Below are 18,010 nucleotides of genomic sequence, written 5' to 3'. Positions count from 1 at the left end.
GTCGCCCGAAAACAAGGTTGCGGGGGCCAATGTCGTCACTTGCCTGGATTGATTTCGACGAAGCCGAGCGCCAGCGGGCGCAACGGATCATGGCGCTGTTTCAGGAACGCGAGACGCGCGACGAACTCGGCTTGGGCGGCATCCGGGATTCCATTGCTGACCATCTATTCCCCGGGACCAGCACCATCCAGACGCGCTTGCGCTACATGCTCTTCATCCCCTGGCTCTTTCAGATGCTGGAAGGCTCGGCTGCTGGGCCGGATCAGCTCGCGACCGAAGCCCGCGCGCTAGAAAACAGGCTGGCCAACGCGCTCAAGGCAGGCGGAGAATCGAACGGCATCATCGGCCGCGATGCCGGCGCTGATCTTCAAAGGCTCCCCAGCTCCGTCTATTGGGCCGGGCTAGGAACTTGGGGCATCCGTCTCTTTCCGGGCTCGACCGACAATCTCTTCTCCTCCATGCGCCACCTCCAGCGCAACCGGCCGCGGGTCCGCGAAAGTGAAGATGCCGCGTCGGAAGCCCAAGCCCTTCAAATCTGGACGCCCGCGCTGCCGCCCCGGCCCAAAGATATCCTTGAAGCGGCGCGCTTCCGCCTCACGCCTGATGAGGCCCAGTTCATCATTGACCGGCTGGTGGCGCAGCAACCCCGCAGTCTGCTGGCATTTCTCGCCCGTACCGGCGGCGGCACGGCCGACTGCCGCTATATCTGGGAGCATCCACATCTCGCGGATTTCCCAGGTGATGCCCGCTCGCTGGTCGGTCATGGCGAGGTATTTTCGAGCGTGATGCACGGCGCCTCACTCCTCTACAATCTGCTGCTGAGCGAGATGCGGGAGAAGCCTGACTGGATCGAGGAGTATCAATCGCGGCTGCAGGAATGGCGCGAGGGCTTGGATATGCCGGCGATCCGCGCATGGTCGCTCGACAGCTTCTGGCAGGCCATCGATCATCCCGCGCACCGCATCCGGCCTGCCGCAAAGCGCTTCGTCACCGAATGGCTGGCGCTGGTTCGGTCCGGTGACGTTGGCGAAGGCCGTCTGACACCCGCCGCGCGCATGGTGCAGGATCGCGAGCGACGGCTGAAGACCAGCCAGTCGCGGTTCGCCAACCGGGCTGTGCGGGACCGCTGGACCGGCGCGTCGGGCGTTGAGCGGCTGTCGTTCCGCTGGGCGCAGGGCAGATCGCACCTGCGGGATCTCGCCGATGCTCAATAGGACGACGCTCGATCCTGAGACCCGCGTGCTCTACGGCGACAGCCTCCAGCCTCCGCCGGGCTATGTCTTCGACGCTGCGGTCGCGACAACCTTCTCACTCGATTTCGAGACGGCGCTGGCCGCTCCGGTGAGCCTGGCCTTATTCGCCGCGGAGAACCGCGACGACATTCTCTCGCATCCATTGGCTCTGCTCGAGGGGGCCGAACGGATTGCGGGACGCCTCGTGGTTTTTGCCGATGCCGGGCATCTCCACGCCCAAAGCCGACCGCATTCGCGCCTCTGTTCGCTTCTGGAACGGATCATCGTCGAGGTCGCCGCGCCCCGCGGCGGCGCATTCCATCCTAAGATGTGGGCCTTGCGCTATCGGCCGACCCGCGCCGAGGATCCAACCCTGTTGCGGCTCCTCGTCCTGTCGCGAAACCTTACGCGGGACCGCTCCTGGGACATCTCCCTCCGCCTCGATGGCGAGCTTACGCGCCGACCCGACGCCAAGAATCGACCGCTTTTCGATCTGCTCACCCGCCTGCCGGATTTGGCGGTCGCCGGCATATCCGATGAAGCGCGCGCCCTGACTGCCGAGATCGCCGAGGACGTCCGCCGCGCCAAATGGACGATGCCAGACCGCTTTGAAGACGTCGCCTTCGCCCTCAACGGGTTTGGCGGCAAGATCTGGCAGCCGGCGACTTGCGCGCGACTGGGGGTGATCTCTCCTTTCTGCGACACCGACGCACTCGTGCTGTTGGCGGGTCTGCCGACGGCGGAAAAGCCGATCATCATCAGTCGGCCCGATCAATTGGCCTGCGTGGACACAGCCACGCTCGACACCTTCGAACGCGTTTCTGTTCTCGACGAAATGGCCGCCAGCGAAGACGGCGAGGAGGTCTCCGCGAGCGCGCTCCAGGGGCTCCATGCGAAAGCGTTCATCGCCGAGATCGGTTGGGACACCGTCCTGACGATCGGATCAGGCAATGCGACCCGACCGGCCCTCCTCTCGGGCAACAATGTCGAGCTGTTTGCCTCGCTTCAGGGCAAACGCTCCAAGGTCGGCAGCATTGAGCAAATCATGGGAGAGAAAGGCTTTGGTCGCCTGACCCGCGCCTTCGTCCCCAGCGAGTTGGACCCCGTCGATCCAGCAGTGGTTACGGCTGAAGCACGGCTCGATGACGCCCGCCGCGCCCTATGCCGAGGCGGGCTGCGGCTGCGCTGCGAACGGATCGAGAGCGAAGACGCCGGCGAGCATCCGTGGCGCGTTTGGCTGACGCCTTCGGAACCGCTGCCGCTCAAGGGCATCGGTTCCTTGAGCGCATGGCAGATCACTCGCGGCGACGGTCATGCCTGCGACGTCCTGTCGGCATTGCGGTCTGGCGAGTCGGTCGATCTGGGGGCCATGCCCATGGTCGACCTCACGCGCTTCCTTGCATTCCGGCTGACGGACGAGAACGAGAAGGCGTCCGCGCTGTTCAGCACCAGCTTGATTATGGACGGGCTTCCGGCCGAACGACATGCCGCCATTCTGCGCTGGGTGATCGACAGCCGCGACGCCTTCTTCCGTTACCTCCGGCTCTTGCTCTCCGAACTCGGTGACCCGTTCAGCGCTGCTTTTGCGGCGCAAGAAGGCTCGGGAGCCGCAGCCTGGATCGCAGCGGCTGATGATGCGCCGCTGCTGGAAGACATGGTCCGCGCCCTGTGCCGCGGCGGCGAACGGCTCCACGCCATCGAACGGCTGATGACCCGCCTGGAGGCCGGGAACGACACGGGCGCCGATCCCATCCCGGCCGATTTCCGCACTTTGTGGGATGTCTTTCGCATCGCGCTCCAGGATCAGGGCGCCCACCATGCCGGATAAGCGTTTCGACGCCGCAGCCGCGCTCGCGCCGCTCAAGGCTTTCCAGCGTCGCACTGTCGATTATGTGTTTGATCGGCTTTACGGTGATCAGGATCCTGTCCGGCAGTTCCTGGTCGCCGATGAGGTTGGGCTGGGCAAGACCATGGTGGCCCGCGGCGTCATCGCGCGGACCATCGAGAAGCTCTGGGACACGACCGACCGGATCGACATTCTCTATATCTGCTCGAACCAGGCCATCGCAGCGCAGAACCTCAATCGCCTGAATGTCCTCAACCGGCGCGAACTGGCGCTGCCGACGCGGATGACACTAATCCCGCTTCAGGTCCGCGGTGATCAGGGTCTGGACGCCAACAAGGTCAATTTCATCAGTCTGACGCCGGGCACGACCTTCGACCTGCGATCAACTACGGGTGTGACGCGCGAACGAGCCCTCCTCCTGCGGATGCTGGAGGATCGCGTCTTACGGCCGCGCGGTCTGCACAATCTGCTCCAGGTCACCGCCGGCGTGGACGGTTGGAACGGCGCGGTCCGTGATCTGACCCTCGACGGCGTCGATCAGCGGATCATCGACCGCTTCCGCCGCGACGTTGAATCCGACACCGTCTTGTTCGAAGAGCTCGAGGCCGTTTGCGATCTCTTCCCGCGTCGTCGGGAAACCTACCCCTATGAGCTGGGCCAGCGTCGTAACGCGCTGATCGGCAGGCTGCGGGGCAAGCTCTCGCACGCCTGCATCGATGCGCTGAAGCCCGACCTGATCATCATGGACGAATTTCAACGCTTCCGGGATTTGCTGCACGGCGATACCCCGGCCGCTGAGCTTGCGCGCGAGCTGTTCGATTACTCGGATGGCAATGGCCATGCGGCGCGCACGCTGCTGCTGTCGGCGACCCCGTATCGGATGTTGACGCTGTCGGGCGATGAGCCCGATGACGGCGAACATTATCGCGACTTCCTCGAGACCTTGTCGTTCCTCTACGGTCGCACCAACGGACCGCAGATCGCCGCCACGCTCGAAGGCGAGATGCGGCAATTCCGAGGTTTCCTGCATGCGCTTCCCGAAGCCCGGCCTGCCGCTATCGAGGCCCGGCGTGGCGTCGAGCGGCATCTGCGCAAGGTCATGGCGCGCACGGAGCGCGTGGCGAGCACCGTTAATCGCGATTCGATGGTTGCCGAACCGCCAATGTCGATCATCGTTCAGCCTGCTGATCTTCGTCAGGCCGCGTCCGTCTCGGACGTGGCGCGCGCCCTGGAGGCACCAGAGATCACCGAATACTGGAAGTCTGCGCCCTATCTGCTGAACTTCATGCGGGACTATGCCCTCAAGCGCCTCCTGAAGGACAATCTGGAGCGACCAGCCGCTCGTCTACGCGAAGCGCTTGTTCGCGCCAGGCCCGCAATGCTCGATCACGCGCGCCTCGACGCCTATGAGCCGCTCGATCCCGCGAATGGCCGAATGCGGGGCGTGATGGACGACGTGTTCGGCGACGGGCTCGATCAAAACCTCTGGATACCGCCGTCCCTGCCTTACTACGGACCTGCCCGGCAGGATCCGCCGCTGACCAAGGCGCTGATCTTCTCATCATGGTCGATGGTCCCCGATGCGATTGCGGCTATCCTCTCTTATGAAGCCGAGCGTCGAATGGGCGTCGGCGAAGCAGGCCAGCGGTATTTCGGCCACGTGCGTCCTCGGCCTATCCAGTTCCGCCAGGATCAGGGGCGGCTTGCGGCCATGCGCGCAATGCATCTGATCTATCCGTCGCCGACGTTGGCGCAGCTTGCCGATCCTCTGGCGATCTTCGCGGACCATCCCGAGACCCTCTCGGTCGAGGGCATGCGAAAGGCTGTCGCCGATCGCCTGCGCGGCAGCGTGGACGCGCTGACGCAACGGACCGGCGATGCCGCAGACGGCCGCGATTGGGAATGGGCCGCGCCCGCTGTCATCGACGCGATGGCCGGCACGAAGTCGGTCCCCTGGCTGACCTCACCCTTTGGCTTGGCCACGCTTGGGCATGAGGAAGGCTTCAAGGAGCACGTCGCAGAGCTTCATTCTGCTACCGTAAACCGCAACTTCGGGCCGGTTGGCGACACGATCCTCGACCTTCTCGTCGATGTTGCCCTGGGCAGTCCGGCGGTGTGTGCGCTGCGGGCCTTACGCCGCATCGCCCCCGATCTCGATTGGGACGATCCGCGGCTACTCAAGGCCGCGAACCAGGTTGCGTGGGGGTTCCGCACCCTCTTCAACCAACATGACGCGGTCGCTCTGCTGCGCAAGGACGACGATCGATACTGGCACAGGGTTCTGACCTATGGCGTGGAACATAACCTCCAGGCGGTCCTAGACGAATATGCCCACTATCTCGTCGATGCCGAAGGCCTTGGCGCACGGCCATCGGCCGACCGCATCGCCGGTGTAAGCAAGGCGATGGTCGACGCCCTATCGATCCGGCCATCGCAAATCGACGTGGAGGATCCAACGGTCGACGGCGATACGCTCGTCATCAACAAATTTCAGATGCGCGGCCGTTTCGCCATGCGCTTGGCCGACTACAAGGACGAGGAAGGTGGAGCCGCCCGCCTGGGAAGCGTGCGAGACGCCTTCAACTCGCCATTTCGGCCGTTCGCCTTGGCGACGACTTCGGTCGGGCAAGAGGGCCTCGATTTCCATCCCTATTGCTACCGCGTCTATCACTGGAACCTTCCGGGAAATCCGGTCGATCTGGAGCAGCGCGAAGGCCGGGTTCACCGCTTCAAGGGCCATGCAATCAGGCTAAATCTCGCGCATCGGCAGATCGATGTCGTGCGCGGCCGGGGCTCGATGCCGGAAGATCCTTGGAAGACGATGTTCGACGCCGCCAGAGTCGAGACCGACATCGACACCGACCTCATCCCCTACTGGATTTACGAGGGCCCGGTCAGAGTCGAGCGTCGCGTTCCCATGTTGCCCTTCAGCCGTGAAGTCCGCCGCCTTGAATGGCTCAAGCGCAGCCTGACGGTCTATCGGCTCGCTTTCGGTCAGCCCCGTCAGGAAGATTTGTTGGAATATCTCCACAGCCTACTGGGAACCGACACGGCCGCAGAAGATCTCGCCGAGCTGCAAATCCGCCTGGAGCCGTAGCTCCAAATCGTGACCGGATGCGATCTCTTACGCACCCGCGCCAACGAAGGCCGCGCAACCGCGCCGGCGTCTATTGCACAGCGCCGATCGCAGGCCACGTCGTTCCCATTGCGGTAGCAATTCGGATCTCAGAGCGCCCTGCGCCGCACTTTTCTACGCGGACCTGTACGGCGATCCGTTCGATCATGGCGGCGACGTGAGTGATGACGCCAACCTTTTGACCTCGGCCCTGTAAGGTTTCCAGCGCATCTACTGCCAGATCGAGCGTGTCGGCATCGAGCGATCCGAAGCCTTCGTCGATGAACAGGGTATCGACAAAAGACGACCGGCCCTCGAGGCCCGACAGAGCTAGCGCGAGCGCCAACGAGACCAGGAATCGTTCGCCACCTGAAAGGCTTCGCGTCCCGCGGACCTCGTCGCCCATGTCGCGATCGATGATATGCAGCGCGAGATCCGACACTGTCCCCGCGCGAGCCTATAGCGAGGGCTCAACGCATTGAGGTGATCATTCGCCAGTTGGACCATGTGATCGAGCGTGATGCCCTGGACAAAGCGGCGGAAGCGATCGCCGCTGGCGGAGCCGACAGCATCGTCGACCGCCTGCCAAATTGCGAGTTCCACCCTCGCGGTGTCTATTTCAGCAGATAGGTTTGCGGCTGTGCGGCGCGCGTCGTCGTCGCGCGCGAGCGCGGCGGAAAGAACACCAGTTCGCTGGTGCAAGTCGCCTATTTCCGCTGCCAGCGCGGCAACTACGGTGGTCAATGCCTCCGCGTCAGTTGTCTCGTCGAACCCTTCCAGCGCCCTACCTAAGTCGTTCTGGCGCGTCAGCGTCGCGGCGTCCGCATCGTTTACTGTCCGCTCGATTTCCTGAATTCGTGACCGCAGCGCTCTGCACACAGCCGGATCGGTGGCAATCAGTGCGGAAACCTGATCCGGCGACCGAGCAATATCCTGGCAGTCCGTATTGAATGCCACTTCGGCCGAAGCGCGACGGCTCTTCGCGGCCTCCAATCCAGAGGTGGCTTCCTCACAACGAGCGCTGGCCGACTGGAACGCGCCAGCGGTAGAGGATTTCGCCTCGCGCGCCTTAGTGAGCGTTTCGCGCGCCGTCCGACGAGCCTCATTGATCCGTGTCCGGTGACTGGCGGTAGCCTCGCCGCCAAGAAGTTCAGCTCGGGCGCTCGCCTTCTCTTCCACGACCAAACGACGTTGATTGAGACGGGTCGCGCTCTCCGTCATCTGCGTCCGCGCGTGCTCAAGCGAGGCGGCAGCCGCCGCGCGGTCAGGCGCCAGCCGCTGCAGCACCATTTCGAGCTCGCCAACCTGCTTACGCAGGGCATCGTACTCTTGTGCGACCGCTGAGAGCCTGATGGCAACGTTGGCGGGATCGGCATCGAGTGCTTCGATGGCTAGATCGGCCGCAGCGAGAAATGGCGCGATCTCACGGTCGATGGAACCGAGGCTCTCAGCAAGAGCCGCCTCCCGAACCATTTGTTCTTTTGCCTTCAATTGCGCAGCGTGCAGCTCAGAACGTCGTTGGTCGACGTCTCGGATTATCGACTCGATTGCCCGAGCGAGCGCGTCATGCTCCCGCTGCAAACCGTCGATGCCTGTTCGAAGGCGCTGGGCGTCTGCGAGTGGACCAGTGATAGTGATCCGTTCCGCCTTTGCGGCCGAGGCGAGCGCCGCCAATTCGGACGCGCCTTGGCTGTCGGGCGCGCGGGGCACACTCCCCTCCACTCTCGCCTTCGAGCAGAGATCGCTCAATATTGGCCGCCGTTCGATATAAGCGCTCTCGGCCGCCGAAACTTGGCCGCGCGCGATATTGATTCCGCGGGTCGCCTCTGCGCGACGCACCTCTGCGGCGGCAAGTGCGCGCGTGGCAGCGCCTAGACGCTGGCTAATCGCAGCCAGCGCCGTATCCAGCTCTTCGCGACGGCGGCGAACCGTAGCGACCATCTCGTTCAGCGCGCTGGGGTGCGCGAGATGAGGATGGTCTGTGCTGCCGCATACCGGGCAGGCTAAATTCGGGGTCAGCAGGCTGCGCAGATGAACGGCTTCAGACGAGACAGCTTCATCGGCGAGTTCCGCGAGAGGCACGATTTCGGCGCGCGCGGTCCGCTCGCGGAGTTGATCGGATTCGGCTTCGGCGATTTGGCTACTCGCCGTGGTCACCTCCTGCGCCGCAATGGCGAGTTCTGATTCCCCGCGCGTTAGATCCGCCGACGCGCGAAGATGCTGTTCGCACGTGGCGCTCGCCTCACGCAAAGACTCAAGCGCCCGCTGGAGATCTGTGTCACGTTCATGGAGCGTCGGCTCGTCGATTGCGGCAAGACTGCTTCGACGTTCACTGATGTCGCGACTGAGGCTGTCCTTCCGATCACGATCCGCCGCGAGCTTCTCCGACAGCTCGGCTATTTCACCTTCCAAACGCGCCGTTACTTCCGCGGACTCAGCCGCCCCGGACGCCGCCGTGCCGCGGCTCTGTTTGAGATTGACCCGCTTCTCCAGCAGAACCGTCGCGTCATCGAGGCGCTCGGCAAGGAGAACGCGACCCGATTGATCTCTTAATTGGGCCGCTGTTGTGCCGAGCGACTCTGTGGCCTGGCCAAAAGCCTGATCAAGCGCGGCCAGCGACTCCACATTGGACCGCAACGTCGTTTCCGCCTGCTGCGATTGCTCCGTCGCATCATTGAACTCGATTCGGGCCGTTGCCAGCTCCGCGTCGAGCTTTTCAGCCTCGCTCCAGAGAGGCCCAAAGCGCTTGAAGAGGTCTTCCGCGGCCTCGTCGGCCGTCGTCGCATCCGTCAGTTGAGTTGCAGCCGTTTCGTCGAGCGTCCGCGCTTCTTCACGTGCAACAAGCAAATCGCCGAGGCGTGATTCGGCCTCCGCCGCAGCCCGCAGCGCATTGTCCACATCGACCGATAATGGGCGAAGCGGTTCGACCAGATCGAATTCGGCAAGTGACCGATACTCATCGGCGGCCGCCTCGCGCGCTGAACGCGCCGTCGCCGCTCGAGCCGCCGCCTGAGCGAGATCGCTTCTGGCGGCAGCGACACGCCTGTAATGATCCAGCCGCCCGTTGTGTTGATCGCGCTCGGCGGCTTTCTGGGCGATGGTAGAGGCAAGCTGGCTTTGCTCGTCCAGCAGCCCCTGCCTGGCGTTGTCATCGAGAAGGCCGATGTCGCTGCGACGCTGCTCCAACTGCTCGACGGCCCTTCGTCGAGCCTCTGTGCCTTCATGGACGCGGACCGAGATTGTTGCGTAGATTTCCGTACCTGTGATCTTCTCAAGCAACTCCGCGCGCTCGCTCTCGGCAGCGAGAAGGAAGGCATCGAATTCGCCCTGGGCGAGGAGCACCGTTCGTCGGAACTGATCGAATGTAAGGTCGGTTCTCGCTTCTACCGCGTCGCGAACCTGAGTCTTGCCCGTCGCCACGGCGCTGCCGTCGTCAAGCCGGTACAGCGCGCGCTGCTCATTCTGAAGCCGCCCATTTGACCGGCCGCGCGCGCGATTGGCTTCCCAGCGAACACGGTAGCGCGCGCCATCCTGCCCGACGAAATCTACCTCGGCATATCCGCCGCCGGCGCCTCGGCGCAGGATCGCGCGGCCGTCATGAATCGAGATCGCTTCGCCGCTGGGATCGGGAGCATTCTCGCGCCGGCCGACAGAGACGCGAGGATATTCGCCATAAAGCGCGAGGCACAGCGCATCGAGAATGGTGGATTTCCCGGCGCCCGTCTCGCCTGTGATGGCGAAGAGGCCGGAACCCGCAAGCGGCTCTGCCGCAAGATCGATTTCGAATGGCGCCGCAAGACTGGCCAGATTTTCGCCGCGGATGGCCAGGATGCGCATGGGTCAAGCCTCCGCCCGCGCGCGATGGAAAACATCCAAATGCGCAGCATTCGGCGCCGCGCCAAACTCGCGTTCGAACGCAAGCTTGAACAAGTCCTCTGGATCTCGTTCCGCCAACCGTATCAAAGGATCGGTGAGGACCGCCTCATTCAGCGCGCCGGGTATCGCGGCGACACGGGCATCGACGATGCGCACAGGAAAGTTCTCGGCAATGCGGTCGATCTCCTCCCTGAATCCGGGCGGCAGCCCGTCGCGCGCAAGCCTAATCTGGACGAATGGCCGCTCGGTGATCGGCAAATCCGGCTGAATATCCAATGCCGTTAGGTAATCGCCAAGTTCCGTCAAGCGCATATCGCTAGCCTCTGGGAGACGCAGGAAAGGAACTGGCCGATCGACCGGGATATGCTCAGACGTGACCTGCGCACCGTCGAGGCTCACAACCGTGACCCCATGAACGTAAGGCTGCTCCGTCGCCGACAAGGGGATCAGTGATCCCGAATAGCGAACGGTATCGCGGCCGACGGCCTGGGCCTTGTGCAGGTGGCCGAGCGCCACGTAACTCGCTTCCGTTGGGAATACGTCATGCGGCACGGCATGCTGACCGCCGACCAGGATTCGCCGCTCCGCGCCCTCCGACTCGATACCACCCGCGACATGGAGGTGCCCCGTAAGGACAAACGGCAAACCATCCATCTGCCCCCGCAACGTGTCGAGCAATTCGGCGTAGAGACTGCGCACCCCTGCGACGACGGGCGAGCCCGATTCGCCATCCAACCGCGTCAAATTCGGAAGGCATGCGGCCGTCGGGTAAGAGACCGCCAAGACGTGAGCGGCCACAGCTCCGCTGGCGTCGGCGATCGGCACGAGGTGGCGTGCCGCCTCGATCCGCCCATCGTGTCGCCGCACATTTCCCACGACGCGGATGTTGAATGCCTCCAACAGAGGCCGCGGCGCTTCCAACCGACCAGCGGCATCATGATTGCCGGCGACGATCACGGTTGTCATTCGTGGCTGAACACGGCTCAGCCGCACAAGCGCATTGTAGAAAAGCTGTTGCGCTTCTCCGGACGGGTTCTGACTGTCGAACACGTCGCCGGCGATTATGAGCGCATCGACATTCCGCTCAACGACGATCTCTTCGAGGCGATCAAAGACTTTACGGTGCTCGTGCTCGCGCGAGAACCCGCGCAGCGTTTGACCGACGTGCCAATCAGCCGTGTGGAGGATACGAATCATTACTCCTCCGGCTCTTGCGCCTGAGCAGCGCCCGACCATGCTTGCGAGACTGCACCCCAATCGACGCCTCGCTCTTCGGCCAGCGTCCAAACGTTCCAGAAATCTGGATCTGCCGACTGCGGTCGCTGCGCATCGGGCAATTCATCCACCTCTACCAGAACTGGGATCGGCGCTGCCCAGCCGAGGAGAACCGCCTGCCTGGACGGTAAACTTGGCAACTCGCGCAACAACCCGCCCACATTGTCGGGGACCAGGCGCGCGACGAGATTCTGGTCTGCGTCGTTGACGATGCGATGCAATAGAAACGTGTTGCATTGAGCGAGCACCGTCGGAGAAAGCTCCGATGGGCGCTGCGACGAAAGCACGAGCCCAAGCCCGAACTTGCGCCCCTCTCGGGCGATACGCTCGAACACTTCGCGGCATAGCTGGGTTGGAGATGAGGCAGGACCATCATCGTCCTTACCGCGCCGAACGAATGTGTGCGCTTCCTCAAGCACGAGCACGGTCGGCAAGGTCTGGCCCTTCGGATGGCTGCGGCGATACCTCTGAAGCGATTCGAAGATCAGCCGAGCTAAAACGGAAACAACGATGTGGACGATCTCGGATGGGACGAGAGATAAGTCGACAACTGCGATCTGTCCGTTGCTTGCACCATCGTCGCCCACGTAATCCTTTAGCCAGGCTTCGAAGGAAGTCGGCGGATCGCGCCCAATTACGGCGCCAAGTCGCTGGTCGGCGAGCATTCCGCGAATTCGGAGTCCGAGTGTTGAGATAAACCCCGCAAGGTTTCCCCCTTGCTCGGTTGCCACCCGGTCAAGGTGCTCGGCGAGGATGTTGACGTCAAAGAACTGCGGGGCATCCTCGCTGATGGGCGCTGCGTGGCCAATATCCGGGAGCGTCTGAGCCAGCGTGTCCAGCGCACTACGGACCGTCTCTAGGTCGGCAATAGCGAAGTCGTTGAAGTAATTCCCTGATCGCCGACTATCGACAATTCCCGTGGTCGTGGTTGCAATTGCAGCCAGTGCGTCACTCGCCGGCACCTGAACCTCACCGGCAAACTGGGAGCAATCTGAAGCGATCGTTTCAAGGAGTCGTGCGCACTCGAACCTCGGTCTCGCAGCGCCCGCGAAGGCCTGCGTGCCAGTGTTCAACATCGCCGATATCCGGATCGAATAGGAACCAAGGTAGCGGCGGATCATCGCCTCTCTCGGCACACCCTCCGTCTGGCCGGCCTTCAATTCTCGCAGCCCCTGCATCAGCAACGGACGTTGCGCGCCGGGCTGGGCATGAGCGACGGCGGTCCATTCGTGCCCGCTCCAGAGCCACGCAGGGACATCGAGCGGCCGCTCTCCTTCTGCCACGGGCGGAACGCGAAACAATCGCAGCTCGTCTCCCCGATCAGCAAAGGCCCTGGCGTATTCGCCATTTGGATCAAGGACGATAAACCGCGCATTGGGCGTTCCGGTCTTGCCGGCGTCCTGGATGGCCTTCTCGGCCGCCGCCATAGACCATCGAATTAGCCCCGCTACGGTGCATGATTTGCCGCTGCCGGTATTTCCCAACACGGCCAAGTGCCGGCCGAAGAGCTTGTCAGGATCGACCATGATGGCGGCATTTGACGCCATCGGAGAGGATCCAATTCTGACTCTCTTGTCGTCGTCCCTCGCGCCTACGATGGCTTCGACCTGTGAGGGCGTCGGAATGAGAACCTGGTCTCCCACTGACGGAAATGCGACAACGCCACGCGAGAGTTCGTATACGGTTGTTCCCGAAGCGCGATCACGCCGGGATGTCAGCGTTCCGACCGGGGACAGCGACATTTTCCGCAGCGGAAATGGCAGATCGATCAGGCCGAAATCTTTAAGGCCGGCACGCTTTGGATAGGGAGAGCGCTCGATCCCAATCCAGGTGATGTAGGCAACCGTCGCACCGGCTTCATTGGGGATGAGCAGATATCCATTGAGCCGCGGAAAGCCAGCCGGCACACCGGTATTTAGCGCCGTGGCGTGCGGAGCATCGAGCTCGAGAAGGACCCGAACTTCGTCAGGCGCGACCGACTCGACCACACCGACCACAAGACCGGACAAACGTTCGACTGGAGTTGTCATGATCGCCTCATACCGCACCGATTGAGGGTGCTGGAGACGATGCCGCCGGCGGATCGTTTGCTTTTGGATCGCCCGGTCGATGCTTCAACAGCTCGGTCATTCGGCCGGATATGTAGTCGAGCGCCGGCTTTGGCAGATAGTTTGCGACTAGCGTTTGAAGGTCTGAGAAATGCGGGCCGATCAACAGCGAGACCTGCGCATCCCGCGTCTTTTCTATGAAGGCTTTGAGGCGGTCATCAGCCTCATAGGCCATGATCACCAAATGGGTCGACGGGATCGTGAGCATATCGAGCAGCACTCGATTCACATGATCGTCACCGAAGCCATAGCCGTAGGTCACGACAACAGCGTTGGGTCGGCAGGCTGCGGCTGCGAAGTCGCGAAAGAGCTCCGCATAAGGGTATTGGGTTGTTTCGACATCCTTCGCGGGATTGGGATAGATCATCACCGTATCGACGGGCTTTTTGGGAATGTCGGTATGATCCGCAGGCGCTCCGAATGGGATGCCCTTGCGATAAATTCGCCGCTCGTTCTTATCGAAAAACCAGTCCAGTGAGCCGTGGAGCTTGGTCAGGCGAATGACGCCCTCCATGAACCGAGGTTCTCCCCGAATGCCGGGTGGATTGTAGTGGACGTCAACTTCAACACGCGACGCTCGGAAGACCGGATTCAGAGCGCCGACGAATCTGTCGATGATCCGAAGACCCGCATAATCGCAACCATGTTCGATCAGGCGGTCGTAGTTGGTTGTGAAGACGTGCAAACGTTCACGTGACGCAGCGCGGCTCGCAAAACTCAACAGGAATGATTGCAGAGTTCCTTGGGCAGCATCCTTCGATGCCGGATCCTTTCCAACGACAATCCCGCTTTCCGTCTTCAACAATGAAGTGAGGAAGCCGGACATCTGGGTGTCAATGCCGTCCTTGAGGCTCTTCTCTGCCGCCTTGTCGATGACTCCAAGGCCCTCAAGCAGAGCAAGCGCACTTCGAAACTGATCTTCGATGTTTGCTGCGCCTCTTTTCATGGCCGTCGCTCCGGCCTGGGCGTGGGCATCGATGGCGACGTCATACGTCGTGCCAAATGTAACCTTGGCCATTCCGGTCGCCCCTACACCCGCGAGGTAACCGACCGCAGTGGTGAACCCGCTGCCGAGCAGCAGATTGAGGTGCTCTGCCTGGAAAACAGCGGAAAGCCATGGCTCGATGTGCTTTCGAGCACTGTTGGTCAGGGAGTCCAGTTCATCGAGGTCGGTGGGTAGATCGTCCCAGGAGCCTGAATGGCTGCCCACGCGATAAAAGTGCTTCTTATCCATACTTCCCCCGAGACCGCGACCACGGCCCTTTTCTTCATCAATTGCGCCACTCGGGACGAAATAATTTGTCATCCCGCTATGCCTCATCGATTGCTGCTCCTGGCGACCACGGCCCGCTCGGCGGCCAGACTCGTTGTTCATTCAGTCCGACGACCAGCGGCATCAAGAAGACGCGAAGATCGGCGATGGTAACGGCGAAAGCATCAGGTGCGGCTACCATCCGATCGCGGCCGAGGAAGGCGCGCCATTGAGCGGCCCATGCCTCCGCGAATTCTTCGGTCAGGCCAACCGGAATTTCGGACGGAAGGGCCGTTCCGCGGCGTTCGAAAGTCCGCTGAACGGCCTCGACAAGGGCTGCCTGGCGAAGCTCGAATGTTCGGGAAATCACCCAGAGATCATAGAAGTCCTTGAGCCTGCTATTGGCCACACCGAGGGTCACAAGAGCCTCGAATTTCTCGGCCACCACCGTTTCGACGGGATAGGCTCGAAGATGCGGCGCCGGTGCGTCAAGCAAGGCGGGGTAGTCGATCTCTATAGCCGCGGGCGTAATGGCATCGCCAAAACCAATGTCGACCTGGATCGATATGCGCGCGCCGGCGATCGTTGCCGTCGTGCGAACACGCACGCCACCATATTCCACCTCCTCGCGGATCGGCGCCGCCATCAACGCGGCGACGTCAAACGTCACGCCGTCGTCGGCAACAGGCTGCGCACAAATGGCCCGGAAGGTCTCGGCGATGGCCTCGGCGTCGTTGTCGCCGTGGCCAAGCAGATCCAGATCGCGAGTGGGCCGGAACGGGTCGGCGACCCAGGTCACGAAGAGCATCGCACCTTTGAGGATGAAGCGATCGCGATGTGGTGAGACGCTAAGCCGGTAGAGCAGACGCTCGAGCGCATAGCGCGTCAGGAGAATCTGGAAATCCGACCGTTCGGCACGTGCCCGGTCGAGGAGCCGCGCCCGCACTGATGCGCCGATGTTGCGGGGCTCACGCGGCATCGGACACCATTGCTTCGACGTAAGGGCGCATGATCGACCAGACCCGCGCCTTGCGCGCGTAACGCCAGAGCTGATCCGGCTTGCATCGGCGGCGGCGGAGGCCCTCGCGCAGTCCCTCCATCGCTACATCGAGACCGACCTTGGTCCGGTAGCGAAAGCAGTCGACGATTGTTCTCGCCGGATCCGTGATGGGAACATCGACACTCTCGATGCGGTGACGCTCCACCCCTTCGGTCAGCGCAGACCCCGTAAAGCGCACGAACCGGATAGGTGGATAATCGATCTTGGGACGCCAGGCGGCGCGGTCGATCGCCATCCACACAGCCGAGGGCATCTGCAGCGTCAGTTCGTGGTATTGGAGCGCTGAGGTCAGGCAGACCACGCCCTTTGGGACCAGAACAGCGGCTTCGGCAAGCACATGGGCAGCCTCAACCTGGGTATCCGGGAGCTGATAGAGGCCGCGCGCCGGTCGGACGACCGCTTTCTCCCGAACGAGACGGGCGAGCGTCTCCGGTCCAATGCCTTCGGCAACGAATTCCTTCAGCCGCAGCATCCCCCGAGCCTTCAGGAGGTCGAGCGCACGAAGTCTCTGGGCGGTGGTGGATGTCATTGTCGGTGACGTTTCCTCTGTTCTATAAAAATATAGCAGAGGTTTTATCACAACTCTGCTTGCTCGGAAATCCCGATTTTCGTGAGAGCGGCAGCCCGCCTTTTCGTCCAGCCAACCCTTTGGTGGGGAAAGCCTTCCCCCTGGCCGGCGCCATGGTCGCCGGCGCACCCCCTTCTGCGGGGGGACCCCGCAACGCCCCCTTAGAGGGAGAGTGCGGACCGGATTGCCGTGACGGGTTGAGGGTCGGGAGAGAGGCTCCCGGCGCCCGTCGCGGAGATCCGCGATGTCCAGACATGACCGCAGCGCTCGTTCCGGCTCCGACCGGGCGAACCTCTATGACGAAATCACTGGCAAGATCATCGCCGAGCTGGAGGCCGGCCGTGTGCCCTGGGTCCAGCCTTGGGGCACTGCGTCGGCGAAGGCGCCGCTCGCGATGCCGAGGAACGCGGCCACTGGCCGAGGCTATTCCGGCATCAATGTGCTGATCCTCTGGGGCGCCGTGATCGAGCACGGCTTCCCCGGCCAGAGCTGGCTCACCTTCAGGCAGGCCCTCAGCCTTGGCGGCAACGTCCGCAAGGGCGAGCGCGGCACCACGGTCGTCTATGCCGACCGCTTCATTCCCGACGAGGAGAAGAAGCGAGCCCGCGAAACCGGCGAGGAAGCCCAGGCCATCCCCTTCCTTAAGCGCTTCACGGTGTTCAACGCCGCGCAGTGTGACGGGCTGCCCGAAGAGGTCGCCGTCATCGCGCCGCCTCCACCGCCTGGTCTGATCGAACCGAGGGTCGAAGCGCTGATCGAGGCCACCGGCATCGACTTCCGGATCGGCGGCAATCGGGCCTTCTACATGCCGGCTCTTGACTATGTGCAGGTGCCGCCGCCGCAGGCCTATTTCGAGCCGATCAACTGGCACAGGACCGCCCTGCATGAGCTCGGGCATGCCAGCGGCGCGCCGCACCGGCTGAGCCGTGATCTCTCGGGCTCCTTCGGCTCGAAGAAATATGCCTTCGAGGAATTGATTGCCGAGATGAACGCCGCCTTTTGCTGCGCCTCGCTCTGGATCGTGCCGACCGTGCGCCATGCCGATTACATTGCCGCCTGGTTGGAGGTGCTGCGCGAAGACAACCGCGCCATCGTGCGCGCCGCCTCTCAAGCAAGCAAAGCGGCGGACTACATTCTCGGCTTTCTGCCCGAGGACGAACGGCTCGTGCCGGCGTCCGCCCACACCGATGAGCGGGAGGCGGCCTGATGACAACGCACTTCCGCGGCAAGCATCTGCTCGAGAACGCCGCCGGATTTCTGGCCGGCGCCCAGCTCCTATCCCGGGATGACCGCCACGCCCGTGAAATCCTGCTGCACCACATCGCCTGTGCGATCGAACTGTCGCTCAAATCCTTCCTGCAATTCCGAGGTTGGAGCGATGAACGGTGCCGGCTCGAAATCCGCCACGATCTGACCAAGGCATTGGATGCCGCCGCACGGTTCGGCTTCCATCCGAGCTCCCCAGACCTGCCACTACTCGTCGCGATCCTCTCGCCGTACTATTGCCGCCATCGCATTCGCGATCTCGCGGCGCACGAGCCGGCGCTCTTGTCGCCGCAACAGGCGCTCACGGCGACAGAGGAACTCTTGAGCGACGTCCGCGCCGCGTCTCCCGACGGTTCCGGGCTCGGCGAACGCTCGTCATCGAGCCCCTGAGAGGAAGAGGGCCGAGGGATTT

General features: G+C 62.8%; 10 protein-coding genes and 1 pseudogene. 5 read left to right on the top strand and 6 right to left on the bottom strand.

Going from position 1 to position 18,010, the window contains the following annotated elements:
• Positions 1-29: 29 nt before the first annotated feature.
• Genes EZH22_RS22680 through EZH22_RS22670 form a run of 3 tightly spaced genes read left to right on the top strand, consistent with a single transcriptional unit; the run spans position 30 to position 6,175 of the window.
• Positions 30-1,214, top strand: a complete 1,185-nt coding sequence (locus EZH22_RS22680; protein ID WP_203192673.1) for a DUF6361 family protein — start codon at positions 30-32, stop codon at positions 1,212-1,214.
• The gene (locus EZH22_RS22675; protein WP_203192672.1) at positions 1,204-3,060 is read left to right on the top strand and encodes a phospholipase D family protein; all 1,857 of its coding nucleotides are present in this window, start codon (positions 1,204-1,206) and stop codon (positions 3,058-3,060) included. Before EZH22_RS22680 ends, EZH22_RS22675 begins: the two co-directional genes overlap by 11 nt.
• Positions 3,050-6,175 (top strand): helicase-related protein, encoded by a 3,126-nt coding sequence (locus tag EZH22_RS22670; protein ID WP_203192671.1) that lies wholly within the window; start codon positions 3,050-3,052, stop codon positions 6,173-6,175. Before EZH22_RS22675 ends, EZH22_RS22670 begins: the two co-directional genes overlap by 11 nt.
• Positions 6,176-6,245: 70 nt before the next feature.
• Here the strand turns inward: EZH22_RS22670 and EZH22_RS22660 are convergent.
• The 6 genes and pseudogenes from EZH22_RS22660 to EZH22_RS22635 form a co-directional block, all read right to left on the bottom strand.
• Positions 6,246-10,030, bottom strand: a pseudogene (locus EZH22_RS22660) (AAA family ATPase).
• Positions 10,031-10,033: 3 nt separating this feature from the next.
• A complete protein-coding gene (locus EZH22_RS22655) occupies positions 10,034-11,266 on the bottom strand; it encodes an exonuclease SbcCD subunit D (RefSeq protein ID WP_203192668.1) in 1,233 nt (410 codons plus the stop codon).
• Positions 11,266-13,374 carry an ATP-binding protein gene (locus EZH22_RS22650; protein WP_203192667.1) on the bottom strand — a complete coding sequence of 703 codons (2,109 nt, stop codon included), beginning with the start codon at positions 13,372-13,374 and terminating at the stop codon, positions 11,266-11,268. The genes EZH22_RS22655 and EZH22_RS22650 overlap by 1 nt, the downstream gene beginning before the upstream one ends.
• Before the next feature lie 7 nt (positions 13,375-13,381).
• Entirely contained in the window at positions 13,382-14,758 is a 1,377-nt protein-coding gene (locus EZH22_RS22645) for an SIR2 family protein (RefSeq protein WP_231711103.1), read from the bottom strand.
• Between the two features lie 4 nt (positions 14,759-14,762).
• Complete coding sequence (locus tag EZH22_RS22640; protein WP_203192666.1) at positions 14,763-15,683, bottom strand: nucleotidyl transferase AbiEii/AbiGii toxin family protein; 921 nt, start codon at positions 15,681-15,683, stop codon at positions 14,763-14,765.
• Entirely contained in the window at positions 15,673-16,293 is a 621-nt protein-coding gene (locus tag EZH22_RS22635) for a type IV toxin-antitoxin system AbiEi family antitoxin domain-containing protein (protein ID WP_203192665.1), read from the bottom strand. The genes EZH22_RS22640 and EZH22_RS22635 overlap by 11 nt, the downstream gene beginning before the upstream one ends.
• Before the next feature lie 283 nt (positions 16,294-16,576).
• Between EZH22_RS22635 and EZH22_RS22630 the strand changes: the two genes are divergently transcribed.
• Positions 16,577-17,539, top strand: coding sequence for an ArdC family protein (locus EZH22_RS22630; protein ID WP_203192664.1), 963 nt, complete (start codon positions 16,577-16,579; stop codon positions 17,537-17,539).
• The gene (locus EZH22_RS22625; protein ID WP_203192663.1) at positions 17,539-17,988 is read left to right on the top strand and encodes a hypothetical protein; all 450 of its coding nucleotides are present in this window, start codon (positions 17,539-17,541) and stop codon (positions 17,986-17,988) included. Before EZH22_RS22630 ends, EZH22_RS22625 begins: the two co-directional genes overlap by 1 nt.
• Positions 17,989-18,010 lie beyond the last annotated feature (22 nt).

The organism is Xanthobacter dioxanivorans, assembly GCF_016807805.1.
In the GTDB taxonomy this organism is placed as follows: domain Bacteria; phylum Pseudomonadota; class Alphaproteobacteria; order Rhizobiales; family Xanthobacteraceae; genus Xanthobacter; species Xanthobacter dioxanivorans.
Note: the sequence above shows the minus strand (reverse complement) of the source record. Positions and strands in the feature narration are given on the sequence as shown.